This is a genomic window from Peribacillus sp. JNUCC 23 (assembly GCF_053653995.1).
Genome location: NZ_CM132202.1, coordinates 1,541,975 through 1,564,332, shown reverse-complemented (window position 1 = coordinate 1,564,332; position 22,358 = coordinate 1,541,975). Strand labels below are relative to the sequence as shown.

Here is a 22,358-nt window from a genome sequence, read left to right as displayed (position 1 = left end):
TCATTCCCAATGATTTTAAAATGGAAAAAAGAAAGGAATGGAAAAAATCATGATTACGCCGATGAATAGTTGTAATAAGATACCTATCACAGCAAAATCCTTTTGCGTATATTCCCCAGCAGTCATCACAAGTGCATTTGATGGTGATACAGATGGTGATGAGAATGCCATGCTTGCTGCAACTGCTACACAGATTAACACAGGAAGCGGACTATAGTGCAGATTTTCAGCAAGTGTATAAGCAATAGGAGCAACGATGATTGCTACAGCTCCATTTGGAATGAAAAAGCTCATCAGCATTGTCAGTAAATATAAAATGCCTAATAATCCATAAGGTCCTGCCCAATTTATTACATTTTCTACCATTGAACTAATTAATAGTATTCCACCCGTCTTTTCAAGTGCAAGCGCGAGAGGAATGATGGCACCAATGAAAAGAACGGATTCCCAGTTCATTCTTTGATAGGCCTCCTCGATTGATCGAAGGCAGCCTGTTACGATCATTAGCAAAGCGGCCATAGACATCGACAATGTTGGAGAAATCAAATCAATAGATAGCATAATCACCATAAGCAAGGTAATTCCAGCAGCAATAATGGCTTTATTTGTAAAAACTACTGGCTCTGACTCAAGCGCTACACTCCCTACAACTAGCACATCTTGCAAATCAGTAGATACCCTTTCAATGTTTTCCCATTCTCCATGAATAAGAAGCGCATCTCCAGGTTTTAATTGTTCTGTACCTAATTCAGATTGGATATATTCCCCTTTTCGATTAATCGCTAATACACTGCATTGATATTTTTCACGAAAATGGATGTTTTGCAAGGATTGATTCTCATAATCAGAATGAGGCATGATCAGCACTTCTGTTAACCCGAATTTACTGCTATGAAAATGTTTTTTGATCTCTTCTTGTTGAAAAGGTCTTATTTCCAATTCGAAGTCATCTGCAAACCTCATGACAGCATCATCTTCACCAAAGACTAAAATAATATCTTCTGGATGAAGCACTTCTTCTGCTTTCGCTGAAAAAATCTGAGACTTCGTTAAGATTGAAAGCTGTTTATCTCTTGCTTTTCTTTTAATTTCAATGACAGTAATTTCATAATCAACTGGTAGCCTTAGCTCAGATAAACGTTCGCCAACAATGTCGGAGTCCGATGGAATATAGAGATAATGTAAGCGACCGTAAACTTTATACATTCCAGCCAATTCACTCGCTGCTAAACCCTTACCACTATTATTCAGGGAAATAAATCGATTCGGAAGGAGCCTTTTCCCTATAGTGAGCATAAAGATTAAACCTGAAAGAAGGGCAACAATTCCGATAGGCGTAAAATCAAAGAAAGTTAAATTTGCGTATTCATTAGTCCGCAATATCTCACTAACTACTAGATTAGGCGTTGTACCAATCATTGTTAACATGCCACCTAGCCCGCTGGCATAAGCTAGTGGAAGCAGAAGCCTGGATGGGCTTTTCTTATTCTTTAAAGCCATGCTTGTAACGATCGGGAGCATCAAGGTAACAATTGCCGTACCACTTAACAAGGACCCTAGTATTCCTGCAGTAGCCATTACATAAATAATCATCTTAGCTTCACTGCCTTTTTTGCGTTGGTTTAATTGACTTACAATTTTATCTGCAAGACCGGAAAGTGAAATTCCTGCTCCAACGACGTATAAAGAACCAATCATAATGACAACCGGATTTGAAAATCCAGAAAGAGCCTCTTCCAAATTTAGAATTCCAGTCAGTCCAAGCGTCATAAGTGCTAAGAGAGCTACTAGATCTGCACGTAATTTTCCTTGTATGATAAGTGCAAATGTACAGACAAGTATGATAAATGTTACCAACATTGGTTGTGTCATGCGTGTTACCCCCAAAAAATGATCCTTAACCAAAAGATTTAATTTCTAAATGAAAAGATTTACAAATGCAACTTTACGCTTTTAAGTCATAATTTTAAAGTGTGAGCGCCTTGTAAAAGGAAATACAGCTAAGAGCAGGCCCGTCCCTCTCCCAGTGAGTTCCAATCTTCACTCGTGAAGTTCTTCTTTAACTTCCTTTGTGAAGGTTATTTGGCATTAGTGAGCCAGCTTGTGTTAGATAACAAAGCTCACAAAAAACTTTTATTTTAAAAGATAATATATACTTCTTTTTATACCTATTGTTTGGTAGTATAAGGAAGTGACATTTAAGTAGATAGGTTGATATGAATGAATAATAACTTGACAAGAAGATCTTTTCTAAAAAAAACAGTAGGTACCATATTATCTTTGACGGGAGCAGGAATAGGCGGTAGATATTATGCTCATGATATCGAACCTAAATGGATTGAATTCAATGAAATCATAATTCAGCATTCACTCATCCCAAAAGGTTTTAACGGAATGAAAATTGTTCAATTTAGTGATACTCATTTAGGGTTTCAATTTCAGTTAAAAGATTTGCAGGCCGTATTATCAAAAATACAGACATACTCTCCAGATGTTGTCCTTTTCACTGGTGATTTAATGGATGAGCCAAATAAATATCCGCATCAATCCGAAATTATTCCACTGCTACAAAACATTCAAGCTCCCTTAGGTAAATTCAGCATATACGGCAATCATGATCACGGAGGATATGGTTCTAAAATGTATGACCATATCATGGAGCTTTCAGGATTCACTTTATTACAAAACAGTCATGCTGCAATTTCCTTATTAAACGGAGATAAAATATATATTGCTGGAATTGATGATGCCATGCTCGGATCTCCAAACATAAAAAAGTCTCTATTAGGTATTCCAGAACACGCTTATACCATCCTTTTATCACACGCACCTGATCTTGCTGAATTTGCAAAAGATTACCCAGTACAATATCAAATCAGCGGACATAGCCACGCTGGACAAATTCAAATTCCTTTTGCTGGCGCCCTTGTGACGCCCCCTTTCGGAAAAAAATATACAGAAGGAATGTATGAGCTAGAAAACCTAACTCTATACGTGAATCGAGGACTGGGAACTACAAGACTCCCTTACCGCTTCCTTGCTCGCCCAGAAATAACTTTATATGAATTACAGTCTAATGAAAAATAATAGCCAAGAAATTCCTTACAAAACAACAGCAAACTAACTTATCAGGCATTCTATCCATAAGCGTGCCTGATACTTCTTATTTTAAAAAACAAAGTGCTTATTGCAAATATTATACCATTAGTAGACTCCGAGCAGAACATAAACTTTTGCTTCAAGCCTACTCCTCTTATGTATACGATAATAGAGTTAGCTAATTAAACGCACGAAAAGCCAATGAAAAACAATCTGATACAGGCTCAAAATTGAAAAACAACCATACAATAACGAGAGAAAGGAGAGAACACCATGCAACCTTATTACTTCCCAGCACATCAATATTATCCAGCTGTTCCATCGCGAAATGGTCAAGACGAGCGATTTTTCCCATTTCTGCTGCCATTCGTGGTAGGCGGTGTTGCAGGTCTTGCTACTGGATCATTACTTTTTAACAATCGACCACCCTATTATCTTCCGTATCCACCCCCGGCTCCTTATCCGTATCCTTATCCACCATATAATTCATATCAAGGTTATCCTGGATATCAAGCATATCCCCAAAGTTTTGGAGCCCAGGCAGGCGTATCGGAAAATATAAATATCTATACGTCTCCACAATACTCAAAATGAATATTATACGAGAAGAGGAAGAATACACACTTCTTCTTTTTCTTTTATTTCCTATATTCGAAGAAAGCAATTATTAATTTTATTCTTCGCTTTCGAAACTTCCAATAAAAAATTTCATCTTATTTCTCTTTTACTTCCTTTCATATTTGAAAATGGTATAATAAGAATCATATGCACGACGATATTAGGAAAGGAGTTTATTTATGAATGATATGAAAGGGGATCCTTCCTCTATGAGCACAATCAATAGTCTTGCCCAAGCGATCTTTGTCGTGAATAAACACGCAAAAACAGCCCCAGAACCCAAAACCTTATACGAATTAAAACGACTTTCTCTAAACAAATTACTTACTGAAGGGAAAGCGAAAAAGTTAGGACTCCATTTTTCCGATAATCCGAGATATTCAGCGCAACAATCTGATGTAATTGTCGAATGTGGTGAATATATTTTCCACCTCCCACCTTCAAGAGAGGATTTAAAAAAACTCCCTCACTTAGGAAGCCGATCATCATCGGTTCGTAATCCTAAAACTGCATTATCCTTATCACGAGCGAAGAAGATTTTGCAAGCGTATATCGGCAAAGTAGGCGAGCCGAAACCACGTGAACAAGCTGGCAGGTCTCATCAGCATTCGCGAAATAAAACAAACTCTGCTTTCCAAAATACATTTCCTTCTTCATTTTTAGGGAAAGGTTTCAAACTATAGTCAGACCGTCAATCATGAAGTCTTTCCTTTCCATCGATATGATATATCCGCAAAATAATAGGCTGACTTGCAGGCCAGTATCTACCTGTTTAGTCAGCCTATTTCCACTTTTAGAAAGTCTTATCTCTCTTTTTTAAAGAATATGCTCGTCAATCAATTGAATAAGCTCTGCAATTTCTGGCTTACTTACTTGCGCATCCGCGCCAACCATATTTCCCTTATGGCGTAAATCATCCGTAATTAATGAAGAAAAAATAATAACAGGAAGCTTGCCTAGATCGTGATCTGCCTTCATTCGCCTTGTTAAATGGAGACCGTCCATTTGTGGCATTTCTACGTCCGTAATCACAAGTTGAACTTCCTCTGTAAGATCTTTCCCTGATTGAATGATGCCTTCTAAATAATTTAAGGCATCTTCACCGTTTTCAAAGAATTCGAGGAATTCGTAGCCTGCTTCTGATAAGGTCTCATGAAGAAGCTTTCTAAGGAGCGGTGAATCTTCTGCAACTACAAGCTTTTTATTAGATCTTTCTCTCTTTCCAAGCTTTTTCACTTGTTGAATACTAATCCCAGATTCAGGATTGATATCGACAACGATTTTCTCAAAATCCAGAAGTAATAGCATTTCTCCGTTAAGTTTAATGACCCCGATAATTTGACCTTCAAGACCTTGATACATGTCAGAAGGCTTTTCAATTTGCTTCCAGGAAATTCGGTGTATTTGCGTTACCGTATGTACATGAAAAACAATCTTCTGCTGATTAAATTCAGCAACGATAAATTTATCATCCTTCGGTTTTTCCGATGGTGGGAAACCAAGTGCCTTTGCTACATCAACGACTGGCAGCACTTCGCTTCTGAGCTCTATGATCCCTTCCACATTCTTGTGTGCATGTGGTACATATGTAATGGGGACTGGATTTATAATTTCTTTTACTTTAATTACATTAATGCCAAATTTATTTGTTCCTATTCCGAATTCAACGATTTCTAATTCATTTGTCCCACTCTCAAGCAGAATACCTTTTGTTTGGTCCATTTTATTCGTCCTTCCTTTATCTTTCTTCCTAAAATATATCATGATTTGGCTTTATCTCATCAGATATTTTAGTAATTTTAGCCTATCAATTAATAAAATACTTATACTTACTAATTCGGCAATAATAGTGATTTCTTAATAAAAATCGATAAAAAAATTCATGAGAATTTGTCTAAAACTAAAACATTAAAAAAGATTCAGGTTCTAAAAGCTGTATCTCCTCATGAAGGTGGCGGTGCGAAGCTGATTTTGCGAAGCCTCGCTCCTTTTCCACAGAAAAGGAAAATATTCAATATCTACTTGTTCATTCAGCCATTTTGGCGACGTTTATTTTTTCTTCTAAATTTCATCATAGGAAGCCAGCCTTTTTTTATAAATAAGCCGCACATCAAAACAGCAATTAATGCCATGATTCCTATTACCACATAATACCCATACTGCCAATGGAGCTCTGGCATATGCTCAAAATTCATTCCGTAAATCCCGGCGATGAACGTCAAAGGCATAAATATTGTCGTAATAACAGCCAATGTCATCATACTCGTGTTTAAACTGTTGGAATTTACGGACAAGTAACTATCACGGATATCGGAAGAAAAATCTCGATATGATTCCAGCATCTCCACTAGCTTAAGTAAATGATCATGTACATCATTAAAGTACAAATGCCGCTCTTTCAAATAACTCAATCGATCCGAATAATTCATCCGATACAGCATATCCCGCATAGGCAAAATTGTTTTTCTCAAAGCTGACATTTCAGCTCTTAAGTCAAATAACCGCTCAATTAATTCGCTAATTGTTTCATTCTTTGTGTTATCTTCGATCCAGTTCAGTTCTTCTTCAATTCGATAAACTAGAGGGAAGTACTCATCGACTAATTTGTCAATCAAACCATGCATAAGGAAAAATGACCCTTTTCTCATCGAGCTATTTCTATTCATTAAATCCCAAACCGTCTCAAGCTCTCTGACATCCTCTTTATGGAAGGTAACAATAAACTTCTCGCTTATAAACATATTAAGCTCGATTGCTTTTAGATTATCTTTATTTAGGGCATGGAGAACTAGAAATTCATAATCTTCATAGAAATCAATCTTAGGCCGCTGGTTGAAATCATCTAAGCTATCTTCAATTGCTAATGGATGAAATTGAAAAGTACTCGACAATAATAACGATTCTTCTTTAGTCGGATGAGCAAAATCCACCCAATACCAGGCCACATCCATTTCATTTAACCCATTAAGCTCTACATTATAAAGCGTCTCATCGTCTTTCGTTATGACACATGTTCTAATCACATTATCCATCCTTAATTATCTTTTTTTAAGTGCTTGTTCAATTTGAAAGATAATAAAAGCCATGCAGTTCAAGAATCTCTTTGTTTCAACCTAATATGTATACAATGATTACGCTCGATGTAAGAGAAGGTTATTTTAAGAGCTTTGATACAATCTGACAATGATCTATATTAGACTTTTTGAACAAGCTCACAAAGGAGACTATTTACAATATATCTTTCTCTAGAATCTCCCAACATGATAATGATAAAATAAAGTGAAACTTCTATCAACGGGGACTTACTGCGCGTGAAGCGTGGGATAAAAAAACCTTACAAAAAAAGGGGAACTGATTTATGGAACATTTACTGAATCCACGAGTAAAAAAAATCGAGATATCTGGCATTCGAAAATTTCATAACTTAGTTGCCGGTATGGAGAATACGATTTCATTAACGATCGGCCAGCCAGATTTCCCAACACCTGATCATATAAAAGAAGCTGCAAAACATGCCATTGAGAATAATTATACTGTCTATTCTCACAATGCTGGTTTTATTGAATTAAGAACTGCTGCAAGTGAATTTGTTAGAAAAAAGTACAATCTTCACTATAATCCTGCAAATGAAGTCATTGTCACAACAGGGGCGAGTGAAGCAATAGATATAACCTTTCGAACCATTTTAACCGAAGGTGTCGAAGTCATCCTTCCTGGCCCCGTCTACCCCGGGTATGAACCTATTATTAAATTGTGTGGAGCCACACCCATTTATGCGGATACGACAGCAAATGGATTTCGCTTAACTGCAGATACCCTCAAGAAATACATAAGCAGTAAAACCAGATGTATCGTCTTACCATATCCTTCAAACCCAACTGGAGTCACTCTTACTGCAAAAGAACTTGAGGATATTGCAGCGCTTGTTCGAGAACGAGATATTTTTATTGTAGCAGATGAAATCTATAGTGAACTAGTTTTTGATCAGAAGCATGTTTCAATTGCTTCATTTTTGAAAGAGCAAACTATCGTATTAAATGGCGTATCTAAGTCACATTCAATGACAGGTTGGAGAATTGGTTTCATTTTCTCACCTGAAGCGATCTCTAGTCAAATTTTGAAAGTCCACCAATATAATGTAACCTGTGCCTCTTCCGTATCACAGCGAGCTGCTTTAGCTGCCTTAACAGATGGAATCGATGACGCTCTACCTATGAAAGAAGAATATCGATCTCGCCGTGATTATGTTCATCAACGGTTAATTAAAATGGGACTTAACGTCGTAAAACCCGAAGGAGCATTTTACTTTTTTGTTAAACTTCCAAACAAGTATCATACTTCACTCTCATTTTGCCTTGAACTTGTTGAAAAAACAAAGGTAGCTGTTGTTCCAGGGGATGCTTTTTCACAGCTTGGCGAGGGATATTTCCGAATCTCTTACGCCTGTTCTCTAGATATATTGAAAGAAGCTTTAAATAGAATGGAATGGTTTCTTAATGAACAACCTGATATTCCTGAACATTAAATAATTCACTACATCAAAAAAAGGGGCAAGGATGTCTTAAAAGGGGACTATCCTTATACTCTATGCACCGTTTATATGACGTGTCACACGTCTACGTCATATAAATGATATATAGATATATAAGGTCTGAACCCTTTCATTTTTGGACATCCATACTCCCTTTAAGATGGCTTAATAGAGCTTGCGTAGAAAACGAATATCTCGTATTCCCTCATTCTGCTTAGTCGTCGTAATATTTACTTCAATTATCGCTCCCTTTAAACTAGTCAGCACCTCTTCAAATTCAGCTGAGGATTTTGGCTTTAAGCAACCTAAATTCTTCAACTCACGCATGAGAATTTGAAATCCATAATTCGTTTCGATCTGACTGAATTTCACCGGTAAGACAAGAGGGCTCTCATTCATTAGCTTTAATTCCCAGCAAAGCGGATTCAAGTTATGATTCGTTTTCTTCCTATAATAGTTTTCAACTCTTACAATATACCGTCCATCCTCAGGCTCTTGAAACATTTGACCAATATCATCAAACATCCCCATACTAAACCGACTTCCTTTCGGTTGTTATATGACTAGCCTATTCACGACAGTATACTTGCATTCAAGAGGATGGAGCTGGTTTTAAAAATATTTATAAAGGGCTTGAGTACCACTATCCTCTTCTCCAGCTTCGGCTAATTGATCGTAAAGCGATTTAGCAAGCGTTAACCCAGGTAATTCTAAATTCATTCGTTCTGCCTCATCTAGTGCAATCTTCATATCTTTCAAAAAATGCTTAATATAAAAACCTGGTTCGTAATCACCTTGGATCATTCTAGGAGCCAAATTAGAAAGTGACCAGCTACCTGCTGCTCCTTTCGTTATACTCTTTAATACAGTATCCGGATTAAGACCCGCTTTTTTTGCATAAACAATTGCTTCAGTAACACCAATCATATTAGAAGCAATGGCAATTTGGTTACACATCTTTGTATGCTGACCTGAACCTGATTCTCCTTGGTATACAATATTCGTACCCAGCACTTCAAATATTGCAATTACCTCATTAAATATATCTCGTTCACCGCCAACCATAATGGCTAACTTTCCATCTCGCGCTCCTATGTCTCCACCTGATACAGGAGCATCTAGTGAATATATGCCTTTTTTCTTTGCGCAAGAAGCAATCTTTTTGGCAAGAGTTGGTGTGGAAGTCGTCATATCAATAAGAATCGTATTTTCATCCGCATAGTGGATGATACCTTCTTCACCAAGGTAAATGTCCTCTACATCGCTCGGATACCCAACAATGGAAATAATCACATTTGTTTGTTTGGCTAACTCCTTTGGTGAATCCGCCCAGTCTGCTCCCGCTTTTAGAAGATCTGCCGCCTTCTCCTTAGTTCGATTAAAAACCGTGACGTTAAATCCCGCTTTCAATAAATTGCTTACCATACTTTTTCCCATTACACCCGTACCAATAAATCCAATTTTGGCAGTTTCGATCAAATGTGCCATATCATTTCCCCCTTTGTATTACGCTCAGATTGGTACTCCCTAATTTTAAATCGATTTAATTGAACCGCCATCCACTAAATACGTTTGCCCGGTAAGATAAGAGTTGGCCTCTGAAAGCAGGAATGTAACTAATTTTGCAAATTCCTCTGGCTCGCCGTAACGTCCCAAAGGAATCGTTGCTTTCATTTTCGCTTCCATTTCTTTTACACTGACGCCTTGCTTATCCGCATTAATTTGATCGAGATGAGCTACTCTATCCGTTGCAATACGGCCTGGGCCCACTGTATTAATCAAAATGTTATCTGAAGCTAACTCTGTCGCCAAAGTTTTAGAAAGACCAACAATGGCTGTTCGAAATGTGTTAGATAAGATCAAACCTGGAATAGGCTCCTTAATCGAAGAAGAAGCGATATTCACAATCTTGCCGCCTTGTTTTTGCAAGAATGGGAGTGTTTCTCGAATGATTCGGATGTAGCTTAGTAAATTCAATTCAAATGAATGTTGCCAATCATCATCACTCATTTCAATAAACGCTCCCGCTTTCGGACCACCCGCATTGTTTACAAGTAGCTCTATGCCACCGAATTCCTCATTTGTTCGATTGACCAGATTCACAATCTCATTATTTTTTGTAATATCCGTGACACAATAGGCTACTCTACCTCCTTCTATACCTTCAAGCTCTCTTTGCACAGCTTTCAGCTTGTCTTCATCTCTACCAGAAAGCATAACGTTTGCCCCTTCTTTCACGAGCAATTTCGCAACCGCTTTCCCTAATCCCTGACTTGAAGCAATAATGAGTGCATTCTTATTACGTAAACCGAATTCCATATGTAATTCCCCTCCATCCAGTTTCTTCACTATCATTATAGCTTAGCCGCTTTAAAGTGGAAATCCTTTTGCTAGTTAATAAAGACAAGCTACAGCAAAGCGGAGCACAAGAATGTTTTTCAAATGTCTCCAAACCACGTAATTATGATCCTTATCCAAAAAAAGAGGCTGCCCCTTAATGAAAAAGTCAAACCCCACATCTACTATATATCGTTTAAGACGTGAACATCACATAATAAACGGTGTATAAGGTGTGAGGTTAGACCCTTTATTTAGGGACATCCTCTTTTTTATTTATGCTTTAGAAATGGCTGCTTCAACAGCAGCTTGTACATCTTCATTTGTTTCAAGATTCAAGACAGATAGTGACAATGCTTCCATTTCCTCTTTTGAAAGTTTGCTGATTAACGAACGTGCTCTCAAAATTGAAGTGGCACTCATTGAAAATTCATCGAGACCTAGACCGAGCAATACAGGGATTGCTATTTCGTCTCCAGCCATTTCCCCACACATACCAGCCCATTTGCCTTCTTTATGAGCGGCATCAATGACCATTTTTACTAAGCGTAAAATAGCCGGATTGTATGGTTGATACAAGTATGAAACGCGTTCATTCATTCGATCTGCAGCCATTGTGTATTGGATAAGATCATTTGTTCCGATGCTAAAGAAATCAACTTCTTTTGCAAATGTATCAGCCATAACAGCAGTGGAAGGTATTTCTACCATAATTCCGACCTCAATGCCTTCAGCCACAGTAACACCGTTTGCAAGAAGTTGTTGTTTTTCTTCTTCCAAAATCGCTTTTGCTTGACGGAATTCACCAAGGGTAGCAATCATCGGGAACATAATTTTCAAATCTCCGTATTGGCTTGCGCGCAGTAATGCACGAAGCTGAGTACGGAAGATTTCCTGTTGATCCAAGCATAAGCGAATCGCTCGGTATCCAAGGAATGGGTTCATTTCTTTTGGCAAATTAAGATACGGTAGCTCTTTGTCTCCACCAATATCAAGAGTACGAACGACCACAGGTTTTCCTTTTAGACCTTCTAATACAGCTTTATACGCCTCAAACTGCTCTTCTTCTGTTGGCAGCTGTTCTCGGCCCATGTAAAGAAATTCGGTACGATATAGACCGACGCCTTCTCCACCATTATTAATCACGCCTTCAAGGTCTTTAGGTGTACCGATATTGGCAACCAGTTCAACATGGTGACCGTCTTTGGAAATCGTTTGCTCATTAACAAGCTTTGCCCATTCCGCTTTTTGAGCTTCATAAGCTTGTGCTTCTTTCTCATACTGTTCAATAATTTCAGGGGTAGGATTAATATGTACTTGTCCATTTAATCCATCTACAATCACGATATCACCATTCTGAATCGTTTTCGTAGCTTCCTTCGTACCAACAACAGCAGGAATTTCCATAGAACGGGCCATAATTGCAGAATGTGATGTTCGACCGCCGATATCTGTCGTAAAGCCTTTTACAAATTGGCGATTTAATTGCGCTGTGTCTGAAGGCGTTAAATCTTCAGAAATCACAATCACTTCTTCTGCAATCATGCTCGGATTCGGAATTTGAACACCCAAAAGATGTGCAAGAAGTCTTTTCGTAACGTCACGAATATCTGCTGCACGTTCTCTCATGTATTCATTATCCATTTGCTCAAACATCATGATAAACATATCTGCTGTTTCTTTTAAAGCAATTTCAGCATTGACATTTTCGGATTTAATTTTGTCTTCAATCGGACCTAATAGTTCTGGGTCAGATATTACTAGCAAATGAGCATCAAAAATGGCTGCTTTATCTTCGCCTAAATCTTTAGCTGCTTTTTCCCGTATATGTTGTAATTCTGATTTCGACATATCAACCGCTGCCCTAAAACGAGCTGTCTCTTCGGCAATATTTTCAATCGACTTCTTTTCAACCTTTAATTCAGGTTCAATTAACCGATATGCCTTCGCGATCGCTATCCCGTTTGAAGCGGCAATGCCGGATAATAAAGTTGACATTATTCAGCTAAGCCTTCTTTTTTCAATGTTTCTTCTAATGTGTTAAGTGCATCTTTCTCGTCGCTTCCTTCAGCTGTAATCGTGATTTCAGCATCTTTGCCTACGCCAAGTGACATAACACCCATGATTGATTTAAGGTTTACTTTTTTCCCATTATATTCAAGATTAATCTCGGAATCGAATTTACCTGATGCTTGAACTAACAATGTTGCAGGGCGTGCATGAATTCCAGTATCAGCTATTACTTTAAATGTTTTTTGTTGCATTAAAATCAATCTCCCTTTTCAAATAATATAAATAATCTTAACATATCTTAACATAAAACTACATTAATGGCGCAATAACTATTGTCATTTTGCCCAATGTTGGTCATTTCATGTTAAAAAGCAAAGAAGTATGCAAATGGAAATGAAGTATTTCCATGTATATCATGTAAAATATCTTATGTACTACTCATATTTAGAATAGCACTCCTTATGATATCAAACAACGATTTCACCTTGCTTTTTCAAGGAAAATCCTACAAGAAATCCTTTATAAAAGCAACTATTATTCAGTGTTAATTTATTCTTTATGTAAATACCCGATTATTTTGAAGAGCAAGAAACCCAGCACCACGTTCGATGACACCGCTTACATACGAAACAATCAATCTATATAAAAATTGTACCTTTTTAAGCAAAAGCGGTCAAAAACAACCAAAATCATTCATGGTTAAAGTGAAACTTCAATCTACCCTTCTTTGATTCATCAAAGCCTTGAGGTTGGAGGTTTACTGCCCGTTAATGTGGGATAAATGCGATACTCACCATTGTTCAATTCTATTTAATTGTGTTTTTTACTTTTCTCACTGTAATATACATATTTGCATGGTTTATTTTTCATAGCGGCCGGAACTATTCTTATTTTGAAAACTTTTCTTTTAACTTGCATCCAAAGATTCAACTGCTTATTTTTTCCTTTTTAAACACGTACTTTCACAACATTATTACGGAGGTTAACATGAAATTTCACTTAACTATTTTTGCTTTTATATGCTGTATGACACTTATAGGTTGTTCAAATAGCCAGAATACTAACGAAAGCAATCAATTCCTTCAGGCTGATTTGGCTGTAGAAGATCCTTCTACTATTCAAGCTTCCATTGTTCGTGTCGTGGACGGCGATACGATAAAAATCAAACTGGACAACAATAAAGAAGAAACAATAAGGCTTTTACTCGTTGATACGCCAGAAAGCGTACATCCGACAAAACCAGTCCAACCGTTTGCAATTGAAGCGAGCGACTTTGTAAAAAAACTATTACCGGTTGGAAAAGACGTTGAAGTAGAGCTTGGGACAAATGAACGGGATAAATATGGCAGACTGCTTGCTTATCTATATACAGACGGAAAAATGGTGAATCAGCTTTTACTTGAGAAAGGATATGCCAGGGTGGCTTACGTATTTGCACCGAATACGAAATACATCGATGAATTCCGTGATATCCAAGAAAAAGCGCAACTAAATGAAATTGGCATTTGGTCCATCGAAAATTATGCAACAAGTACAGGTTTTGCCGAAAAAGGACTAAAAGAAAACGAAAGTCCTATTGCTTGTACAAACCCTGAGATTAAAGGAAATATTAACTCAAAAGGTGAAAAAATATATCATGTAATAGGAGGACAGCATTATGAGCAGACGAAACCTGAACAGTTATTTTGTACGGAAAAGGATGCACGTATGGCTGGCTTCCGAAAAGCAAAAAGTTAACGACATACTTATACTTGAAATACCGTCCCGAAGAATCATTTCGAATTTCCTTTGAACCAAGATGACCAGAACTTTTATAGTGTATGTTCAAAAAGGAGGATAAAAAGAGCCGAGAAGTTCGAGGAGCGCATCTCGAGAACCGTTCACGTATGCAGTAACGTTGAGGACCGGACTTGCACAGACGATCATTAATGAGCTTTGATGCAATTCGCAATCTTTTTTACCGGACTTTTTGAACATCCTCTTCTCTTATAGTACAAAATACTAGAGAGCTTGGATCAAAACCAGCGCAAGGGAAATTCATTTTATTAAAAAACATCCATGAGCACCTGAACTAAAGCCCAACGATGAAAAAGGTTCAGGTTCTAAAAATTGCATCACCTAATAAAGGTGGCGGTGCGGAGCTGATTTTGCGAAGCCCCCACCCCTTGTCCACTGAAAAATGCCTGTCTTTGTATACGCTAGAAAAACGCATAGTTAGACAGGCTTATATAATAAATTAACTTCTTGGCTCGTCCATGTATTGATAAGTGACTTCTCCACCGTGTTTTGCTATTCCACGAAAATGTTTGAAATCTTCTCTCTTGACAAGAACAAGTTGGAAAGCTAAAAAGCGATCCTTCGTAATGGTAAATTCATCAATCTCCCGGTTTGCAAGCTGATTCAACAGCGTCTCTACTTCTTCTTTATCCAATCCAATTCCTCCACACGTCTCATAAATTAATTCCAAAATCCAGTACTATAATACGCTATCACTGCGCATCATGCAATTTTTCAATTATGCTACAAAGAAACGAAACTCTTTTTGTGATCATCTGGATATCTTCGTCTATTTTTTAAGAGAAAATCTTAATCTTGAAAAAATTGATCAAAATATCAATATTTGTAAACAAATTCTTTACGGATGGGAAAATATAGTGCAAAATGTATAGTAAACTATTCAGTGGTTTATTTTTTTAGTATACTCGTAATCATAAAGAAATCTATGAGAAGTTTTGTAAAGTTATTGAAAAATATATTGAAAGCGCTCTATGGATTTTTTTACCTGCCAACAGAATTATCTTTAAATAACTGAATAATCCCTCTTTAGTTCTAGTTTAAGAAACAACATCGCGTTAAACGCTATAATCTAGTTTGAAGAACAACTTTATGGAGCAGGAAAATAACTCTAATAAGGTGGCGGAGCGGAGCGGCAATTTTATAGATTTGCATTCGAAATCTAGTTTAACTTACAGTTTAATTGGTAACTGTGCTAAGTTAACAAAGCTTCGCTCCCTTTTCCTTCATACAAAAAGACAATTATGAGATGAAAAGGATGGTTGATAGCTATGAAAAAGGCAGAAATAGGTAATATCATTGAATTCCGAGATGGTTTGCAAGGGATCGTAGAAAAGGTTAATGAAAATTCAGTCATTGTAGATGTTACTTATATGGCTAATTATAGAGATTTTGATTTGGAACAGAAAACGGTAGTCAATCATAAAAACTATAAAATCATTAAATAGATGTTTATTACGCACAACATATATTCAAGTTTGGAAAGTGTTCAATAATTATGTACCCCCGTTTAACAGGCTGTAATACCCCATCTCACTTTTTTTGAGAGAATCAAGAAAAATTAGGTGGGGGATAAACTGCCTGTAAATCCCCTATCAGTTCAAAACCTCGATTTATCCCACATTAACGGAAAGTCAAGACCCACTGATTGAAGTTTCACTTTATTAAATTCCACAAACTTTGTAATCTTTTTTTAATCGATTCGTCTAACATTGTAAAAGCATTTCTATACAATTCATGGTATATTGAAATTGCTTTTTAATATTTAAAGAGCGTGAAACTCGCACCAGAAAGGGGATTATACCAATGAACAAATGGAAATTAGTACTAGCTGGGCTTACAGTTTCTGCATTTGTACTAAGTGGTTGTGGTACTGGCAATAATGACGATAATGCCAATGAACCACAACTAGAAAAACCAGACGTCAGTACGGAAACTACCGGAGATACTGGAAATACTACTGATACTAATGAGAACAGCAGTGAGGAAAACAAAGATAGCACGGTAAACAGTGACTCTACTAATAATGCCGATGCATCTACAGACAAGCCATCTACGGAAGATGATGCATCTACAGACAAGCCATCTACGGAAGATGATGCACCTACAGACAAGCCAACTATGGAAGATGATGCACCTGCTACTTCGACAACCGAGGATAACGAAAAAACAGTTCGAATTCTTGAACAACCATTGAAATTCAAAGTCAATGGTGAGGAAAAAGAAGAAACGGCTTTCCTAAAAAATAGCGATAATCAACCATTCAGCTTATATGTACTGCCTGAATTTGAACTAACTGCAGAAGAACCTAATAAGGACGTCCTATTTTTAACTGAACAAGATGAAGTTTACATGCGAATTGAGCACTTTCCTACTGAAGTGAATTGGGATGACATCGAAGCAAATGTCAAAACACAATTAAATGCCATTTCAGAAACGGTCACATCAATTGATGCTTCCCAATATTCTCTTGACCATGCCGTCGTTTATGAAGCAGTAAATGGAGATGACATCGTCACTTCTGTTCTTTTCCAAGACGAAAAGAATCAATCTAGAATCACAATTTTTACGAAAAAAGACCATGATTACAGAGATGCCTTCATTCAAATGGGTAAAACAATCATGAAAAACTAAAAAAAAGCCATGAAACAGGTATACCTGTTTCATGGCTTTTTTCTTAGGGGATCTCTAAACCATATCAGTACTAAAAAAATTAAGGTAATGTAACCAAATAGCGGGTACAAATATCCTAATAATTGGCCATATTCAAACTTCCCTATCAGAGCAGACAGGAGACATATTATGACGATTACTAGAAAACCAGGTATTTTTATATAAGTTTGAATTTGTTTTTGCAGCCCAAAGATATTACCAATAACTGAGGTGAAGATTTCACCATAGATGACTAATACAAATAGCCAATGCAGATGTGCTGCTGCATTTTTCATTAATTCTGCTGATGGAATCGAATAGTTCATTAAATCAGGCAACATAACAAGCGAAAAATGCCCAGTCAGCAAAATAACGGTCAAAAAGAAACCACCAAGCATCGCTCCCCGCTTCAATACCTTTTCCTCACGAATTTCATAAGCTACTGGGACTAGCACAGCAAGAGAAAGGGATAGATTAAAGGCCGTATAAGCAAATGGAGACATAACGATATCTAGGGTTTTCCCTCCTTCAGGAATCACTGTAACAGCGGATACAAACCCACCACCCTTAATTGTAAGAATACATAACATCACACTAAAAAAAATCATCATTGGAACAACAAAGGAATTGACTGCAAACAACCCCTTCATCCCTCTCATCAGTACGATCGATGCAAACAATATCGTCACTGCAACTCCAACATTCTTTGAAAAACCAAGTTGTTCTTCAAAAACTGCTCCTGCACCAGAAATCATTACAGCTGTAACCCCAATTAACATGATCATAAATAGTAAATTGACGAACACAGCAATTTTTTTCCCAAATAAAAGCTGATTGAATTCTTCGTAAGTCGAAACAGCCGCTCGAGAAGATAACAACATGATTTTCGTACCAGTAAAAATAAAAATATATCCGGCTATCAAAACTCCAAAAAAACCATACATACCATACTGAGTGAAGAATTCAGCGATTTCTCTTCCTGTGGCAAACCCCGCTCCAACAACTGTTCCCACATAAACCGCTGCGATCTGAAATGCACCTGTCCATCTTGAAACCATCCGCTCGCCTCCCCATTACAATATATATGTGAGATTAAGGGATTTAAGACAAGCAATGGATCAAGTAATTTTCTAGTATACAACCAACAGCTGTTATTTTTTATAATTCACTGAACAAAAATGAGAATATCCCATATCACAACGCTCAGACCCCACATCAACTATAACGAAGATACACAATAAACGGGATATAGAGTGTGAAGTCAGACCTTTTTGGGACATCCTCACTTATCAAAAAAAAACAATAACTACATTCCTTACATTATTTATTGTTTTTTATAGTTTTGTATCATCAATCGATGTTAGCCATTCGTCGATGACGCAGACAACATTTTTGACGGTGCCTTCAGTAAACGGTGAATCTAAATGTGCCGATTCCACAAGTCCAAGAAACGATTGGCTACCTCCAAGCTTACAAAGGCTTAAATAATCCTCCCACGCTTTCTCCTGATCTTCTCTTGATCGTTTCCAGAATTGGAAAGCACATATTTGCGCTAACGTGTAGTCAATATAATAAAACGGAGAATTGAAAATATGTCCTTGACGCTGCCAATATCCACCGTTCTCTAAAAACTCCATGCCATCGTAGTTACGATGTGGTAAATATTTTCTCTCGATATCACGCCACGCTTTCTTTCTTTCACTTGGCGTTGCTCCAGGATTTTCATAAACGAAATGCTGGAATTCATCTACAGTCACTCCATATGGCAAGAAAGTGAGCGCGTCCGCCAAATGCGAGAATTTATACTTGTCTGTATCTTCTTCAAAAAACAGCTCCATCCATGGCCACGTAAGGAACTCCATACTCATTGAATGAATTTCACATGCTTCATATGTAGGCCAGTAATATTCAGGGAGTTTTGAGTTTCTGCTACTATACACTTGGAAAGCATGTCCGGCTTCATGAGTAAGAACGTCAATATCACCTGATGTCCCGTTAAAGTTCGAAAAAATAAAAGGTGCGCGATAATCCTCAATCATTGTACAATATCCGCCACCGGCTTTTCCTTTTTTAGCTACAAGATCCATTAATCCATTGTCTTGCATGTAATTAAAAAATTCAGCTGTTTCAGGAGATAACTCACTGTACATCTTCTTCCCGTTCGCTACAATCCAATTGGGATCCCCTTTTGGTTCGGCATTTCCTGTTTGGAATTCAAATCCTTCATCATAGAATTTCAGCACATCAACGTTGATTCTTTGCTTTTGACGCTCTTTCAACTTACTTACAAGCGGAACAACATATTCTTCTACTTGTTTGCGGAAATTAGCAACCATTTCAGCATTATAATCCGTTCTAGCCATACGATAATAGCCAAGTTCAACAAAATTCTTATAGCCAAGCTTTACTGCGATTTCGTGACGAACTTTAACAAGCTGGTCGTAAATCTCATCTAATTTCTTTTCATTTTCTTCAAAGAAACCGAATGCCGCTTTGCTTGAACTTTTCCGAATTTCTCGATCTCTTGATTCAGTAAATGGCTGTAGCTGTGCTAGTGTTCGTTCTTCCCCATCAAATTCAATTTTTGCAGAAGCCAGTAATTGCGTATACTCGCTTGATAGCTTATTTTCTTTTTGCAATAAAGGAATGATTTCCGGAGAGAAGGTTTTCAATTGTGCTTCCGCTAAAGCAAACAGTTGCGTACCATATTCTGCTTCGAGTTCTTTACGATATTTAGTTTTCACAAGTCTTTCATAGTATTGAGATACGAACTCTTCAATTTCCGGTGATATTTCATCAAGATATTCATTCTCTGATTTATAAAATTCATCATTTGTATCAATCGAATGGCGGATTGAACAAATCGTTAACATTGTTCCTACGTTATTTCTTAAACGATTAATTTCGTCAATTGCTTCTTTTTGTCCAGCCACATTTTCAGCTGCCTCAAATTTCTCCAATAGACTTGTGAATGTCAGCTTCACTTCTTCCAAATTAGGGCGGATATACTCATATTGTTCGAATGTCAAACAAAACACTTCCTTTTGCTAAAATAAGGATTGATTTCACTACCTACACCTTGCTTTTCTTTTCTCGATACATAATGAAAACTCCTTCTTTTCTAATTTATTTTTCTAAAAGGGGGTCACCATCATTCCTGTTTTACAAAAAAAAGCCGTTCCCCCTTTGATGGCTGAACAGCAAGCGATCATATGCTATTTTATTAATAAGTATGTAAAAAAAAGTCGCGTGAAACAGCGGTTTCATATACCTTTTCGTCTAGACTCTTCAATCATACGCTTTATAGCCAATTTTTTTTATAAACTCGATTGCAGTTTGTTTTTCTTCTGGAGTAAGAATATTCATAATGTCATCAATTTGTTTTTCATGTTCTGGAAATACCTTTTCAATAAACGTTTTTCCTTCTTCAGTAATCTTTGCATAGGTAACTCGCCGATCTTCTTTACAAGCAACTCGCTCTATGTATCGCTTCTTCTCCAGCTTGTCTACTACATAGGTAATGCTACCACTCGCAAGCAGTATTTTCCCACCAATTTGCTGCAAAGGCTGTTCTCCTTTATGATATAGCAGTTCCAAGACTGCAAATTCAGTTGGATTTAATCCTTGTTCAGCGATATATTTATTCACAACATCATTGATGGATCGATGTGCTCTAGATAAAACAATGAACAGCTTGAGTGACTGCTGCACGCTATTATTCTCCATCCTATTCACAACCTTATTATATAAAATTTAAATATCTCGAATTAAAGCTATTATAAAAAATAAAAATGCTTTTGTCAATTTTCCATATTAAGTTTCATTTAACTGTTTCCAAATCAAGTTGGCTATACTAAAATTTATACCATGCGAGGATTTATCCCATATTTCCAAACGATTTAATCAGAATAGAATAAACAATATAGAACTCCTTGTTCTGCTTACTATCTAAACAGAATGATGAACTTTGATATATAGATTTAAATTACTTAATAAGGAAGTGGAATCATGACCTCAATTTCTCTCAAGGTCGACAAACAATTATCTAATTCCCAAACAGCTTATTCAGTATTGGTTCTGATGGGGTTTTGCCATTTATTAAATGACTCACTTCAGGCTGTCGTACCAGCTATGTTCCCGACTCTGGAAAAATCTATGCAGTTAAGCTATACACAGCTTGGAATGATTGCCTTCGCTCTTAATATCGTCGCTTCCTTAATGCAGCCTGCAATTGGTTGGTATGCTGATAAAAAACCACTTCCTTTCGCTTTGCCGATTGGTTTAACGAGTACACTTATTGGCATTACTTTGCTTGCTCTTTCACCTACATATGGGATGATCATTTTTTCAGTAATCTTAATCGGAATTGGGTCTGCGATCTTTCATCCAGAAGGATCAAGAGTGGCTTTCATGGCGGGTGGCCCGAAAAGAGGACTTGCTCAATCCATTTATCAGGTAGGAGGAAATGCAGGCCAGGCACTTGCACCATTGATTTCCGCATTGATATTTCTTCCATTCGGACAGCGTGGTGCTCTGTGGTTTGTCCCTGTTGCATTCTGTGCAGTTCTTATCCTCATCTATATTGCTAGATGGTACAAATCTAGATTAGCTGATTTTCCTCTTCCTAAGAAAAAAGTGCATAAAAATGCAGGAAAGATACATCGGAAAGTATTAGCCGCACTAGGTATTGTTTTGTTTATCATTTTCGCACGTTCGTGGTACATATCATGTATGACAAATTTCTATGCATTTTATCTAATAGACGATTATTTATTTACCATACGATCTTCACAAATTTTCATTTTTGCATTTTTAGCTGCTGGTGCACTTGGAACTTTCTTCGGCGGACCCCTAGCCGACAAGTATGGAAGAAAAAATATTATCCTGTTTTCAGTGGCTGGAAGCGCGCCACTGACGATTCTTCTACCGTTTGTCCCGGCATATGTATCCATTTTTCTGCTTTTGATTGCCGGATTTATCATAATGACTAGTTTCTCAGTAACTGTTATCTATGCTCAGGAACTATTCCCAGGCAAGGTAGGGACTATGGCAGGTTTAACGGTTGGATTCGCCTTTGGCATGGGAGCAATTGGCTCTGTTGCTTTTGGATACTTAGCAGATTCGATTAGTATTGGAACGACCATTAAATTAGCTGGATTCCTACCGCTTCTTGGAATAATTGGAATGTGGCTACCAAAGGATGCTCAACTACGAAAAACGTAAGAGATTATTAATGGGTGTTAAAGATAGGAGGATAGTTCCGCAAGCGATCGTCTTAACGACTTGCACGTCCTGCGCTTATATCTGTGTTGTA

At 37.2% G+C, this 22,358-nt stretch carries 20 protein-coding genes; 8 read left to right on the top strand and 12 right to left on the bottom strand.

What is annotated here, in order from left to right:
* Positions 1-15: 15 nt before the first annotated feature.
* Entirely contained in the window at positions 16-1,872 is a 1,857-nt protein-coding gene (locus JNUCC23_RS07445; protein ID WP_403073072.1) for an SLC13 family permease, read from the bottom strand.
* 348 nt (positions 1,873-2,220) lie between these two features.
* Between JNUCC23_RS07445 and JNUCC23_RS07440 the strand changes: the two genes are divergently transcribed.
* From JNUCC23_RS07440 to JNUCC23_RS07430, 3 genes are all read left to right on the top strand, one after another.
* The gene (locus JNUCC23_RS07440; protein WP_403073069.1) at positions 2,221-3,087 is read left to right on the top strand and encodes a metallophosphoesterase; all 867 of its coding nucleotides are present in this window, start codon (positions 2,221-2,223) and stop codon (positions 3,085-3,087) included.
* 285 nt (positions 3,088-3,372) lie between these two features.
* Positions 3,373-3,693, top strand: coding sequence for a hypothetical protein (locus tag JNUCC23_RS07435; protein ID WP_454215068.1), 321 nt, complete (start codon positions 3,373-3,375; stop codon positions 3,691-3,693).
* Between the two features lie 203 nt (positions 3,694-3,896).
* Positions 3,897-4,400 (top strand): YkyB family protein, encoded by a 504-nt coding sequence (locus tag JNUCC23_RS07430; RefSeq protein WP_082675050.1) that lies wholly within the window; start codon positions 3,897-3,899, stop codon positions 4,398-4,400.
* Between the two features lie 133 nt (positions 4,401-4,533).
* Here JNUCC23_RS07430 and JNUCC23_RS07425 read toward each other — a convergent pair whose 3' ends face one another.
* Positions 4,534-5,439, bottom strand: coding sequence for a chemotaxis protein (locus tag JNUCC23_RS07425; RefSeq protein WP_062181694.1), 906 nt, complete (start codon positions 5,437-5,439; stop codon positions 4,534-4,536).
* A gap of 308 nt (positions 5,440-5,747) precedes the next feature.
* Positions 5,748-6,749 carry a magnesium/cobalt transporter CorA gene (gene corA, locus JNUCC23_RS07420; protein WP_403073061.1) on the bottom strand — a complete coding sequence of 334 codons (1,002 nt, stop codon included), beginning with the start codon at positions 6,747-6,749 and terminating at the stop codon, positions 5,748-5,750.
* Positions 6,750-7,075: 326 nt separating this feature from the next.
* Between corA and JNUCC23_RS07415 the strand changes: the two genes are divergently transcribed.
* Positions 7,076-8,242 (top strand): aminotransferase A, encoded by a 1,167-nt coding sequence (locus tag JNUCC23_RS07415; protein ID WP_454215065.1) that lies wholly within the window; start codon positions 7,076-7,078, stop codon positions 8,240-8,242.
* A 171-nt stretch (positions 8,243-8,413) separates the two neighbouring features.
* On the opposite strand, the gene JNUCC23_RS07410 is transcribed toward JNUCC23_RS07415, so the two are convergent.
* The 5 genes from JNUCC23_RS07410 to JNUCC23_RS07390 form a co-directional block, all read right to left on the bottom strand.
* Positions 8,414-8,779 carry a hypothetical protein gene (locus JNUCC23_RS07410; protein ID WP_454215063.1) on the bottom strand — a complete coding sequence of 122 codons (366 nt, stop codon included), beginning with the start codon at positions 8,777-8,779 and terminating at the stop codon, positions 8,414-8,416.
* Positions 8,780-8,860: 81 nt separating this feature from the next.
* Positions 8,861-9,736 carry an NAD(P)-dependent oxidoreductase gene (locus JNUCC23_RS07405; protein WP_062181706.1) on the bottom strand — a complete coding sequence of 292 codons (876 nt, stop codon included), beginning with the start codon at positions 9,734-9,736 and terminating at the stop codon, positions 8,861-8,863.
* A gap of 45 nt (positions 9,737-9,781) precedes the next feature.
* Positions 9,782-10,567 (bottom strand): SDR family oxidoreductase, encoded by a 786-nt coding sequence (locus tag JNUCC23_RS07400; RefSeq protein WP_062181709.1) that lies wholly within the window; start codon positions 10,565-10,567, stop codon positions 9,782-9,784.
* Positions 10,568-10,861: 294 nt separating this feature from the next.
* On the bottom strand, positions 10,862-12,583 hold the full coding sequence (ptsP, locus tag JNUCC23_RS07395) for a phosphoenolpyruvate--protein phosphotransferase (RefSeq protein ID WP_403073051.1): 1,722 nt from the start codon (positions 12,581-12,583) through the stop codon (positions 10,862-10,864).
* A complete protein-coding gene (locus JNUCC23_RS07390) occupies positions 12,583-12,849 on the bottom strand; it encodes a phosphocarrier protein HPr (RefSeq protein ID WP_062181715.1) in 267 nt (88 codons plus the stop codon). The genes ptsP and JNUCC23_RS07390 overlap by 1 nt, the downstream gene beginning before the upstream one ends.
* 736 nt (positions 12,850-13,585) lie before the next feature.
* On the opposite strand from JNUCC23_RS07390, the gene JNUCC23_RS07385 reads away from it, so the two are divergent.
* Positions 13,586-14,335 carry a thermonuclease family protein gene (locus JNUCC23_RS07385; RefSeq protein ID WP_454215060.1) on the top strand — a complete coding sequence of 250 codons (750 nt, stop codon included), beginning with the start codon at positions 13,586-13,588 and terminating at the stop codon, positions 14,333-14,335.
* Positions 14,336-14,834: 499 nt separating this feature from the next.
* Here the strand turns inward: JNUCC23_RS07385 and JNUCC23_RS07380 are convergent, their stop codons facing one another.
* The gene (locus JNUCC23_RS07380) at positions 14,835-15,029 is read right to left on the bottom strand and encodes a hypothetical protein (RefSeq protein ID WP_403073994.1); all 195 of its coding nucleotides are present in this window, start codon (positions 15,027-15,029) and stop codon (positions 14,835-14,837) included.
* A gap of 634 nt (positions 15,030-15,663) precedes the next feature.
* Between JNUCC23_RS07380 and JNUCC23_RS07375 the strand changes: the two genes are divergently transcribed.
* Both JNUCC23_RS07375 and JNUCC23_RS07370 read left to right on the top strand, forming a co-directional pair.
* Positions 15,664-15,840, top strand: coding sequence for a YkvS family protein (locus JNUCC23_RS07375; RefSeq protein WP_082190976.1), 177 nt, complete (start codon positions 15,664-15,666; stop codon positions 15,838-15,840).
* Positions 15,841-16,198: 358 nt separating this feature from the next.
* On the top strand, positions 16,199-17,026 hold the full coding sequence (locus JNUCC23_RS07370; protein WP_454215057.1) for a hypothetical protein: 828 nt from the start codon (positions 16,199-16,201) through the stop codon (positions 17,024-17,026).
* Positions 17,027-17,055: 29 nt separating this feature from the next.
* Here the strand turns inward: JNUCC23_RS07370 and JNUCC23_RS07365 are convergent, their stop codons facing one another.
* From JNUCC23_RS07365 to JNUCC23_RS07355, 3 genes are all read right to left on the bottom strand, one after another.
* Positions 17,056-18,102: a YkvI family membrane protein gene (locus JNUCC23_RS07365; protein WP_403073042.1), complete on the bottom strand. Its 1,047-nt coding sequence runs from the start codon at positions 18,100-18,102 to the stop codon at positions 17,056-17,058.
* A gap of 276 nt (positions 18,103-18,378) precedes the next feature.
* Positions 18,379-20,073, bottom strand: a complete 1,695-nt coding sequence (locus JNUCC23_RS07360) for a M3 family oligoendopeptidase (RefSeq protein WP_454215054.1) — start codon at positions 20,071-20,073, stop codon at positions 18,379-18,381.
* A 259-nt stretch (positions 20,074-20,332) separates the two neighbouring features.
* A complete protein-coding gene (locus JNUCC23_RS07355) occupies positions 20,333-20,770 on the bottom strand; it encodes a MarR family winged helix-turn-helix transcriptional regulator (RefSeq protein ID WP_062181733.1) in 438 nt (145 codons plus the stop codon).
* A gap of 282 nt (positions 20,771-21,052) precedes the next feature.
* Between JNUCC23_RS07355 and JNUCC23_RS07350 the strand changes: the two genes are divergently transcribed.
* Positions 21,053-22,267, top strand: a complete 1,215-nt coding sequence (locus JNUCC23_RS07350) for an MFS transporter (protein ID WP_454215052.1) — start codon at positions 21,053-21,055, stop codon at positions 22,265-22,267.
* The last annotated feature ends 91 nt before the right edge of the window (positions 22,268-22,358 follow it).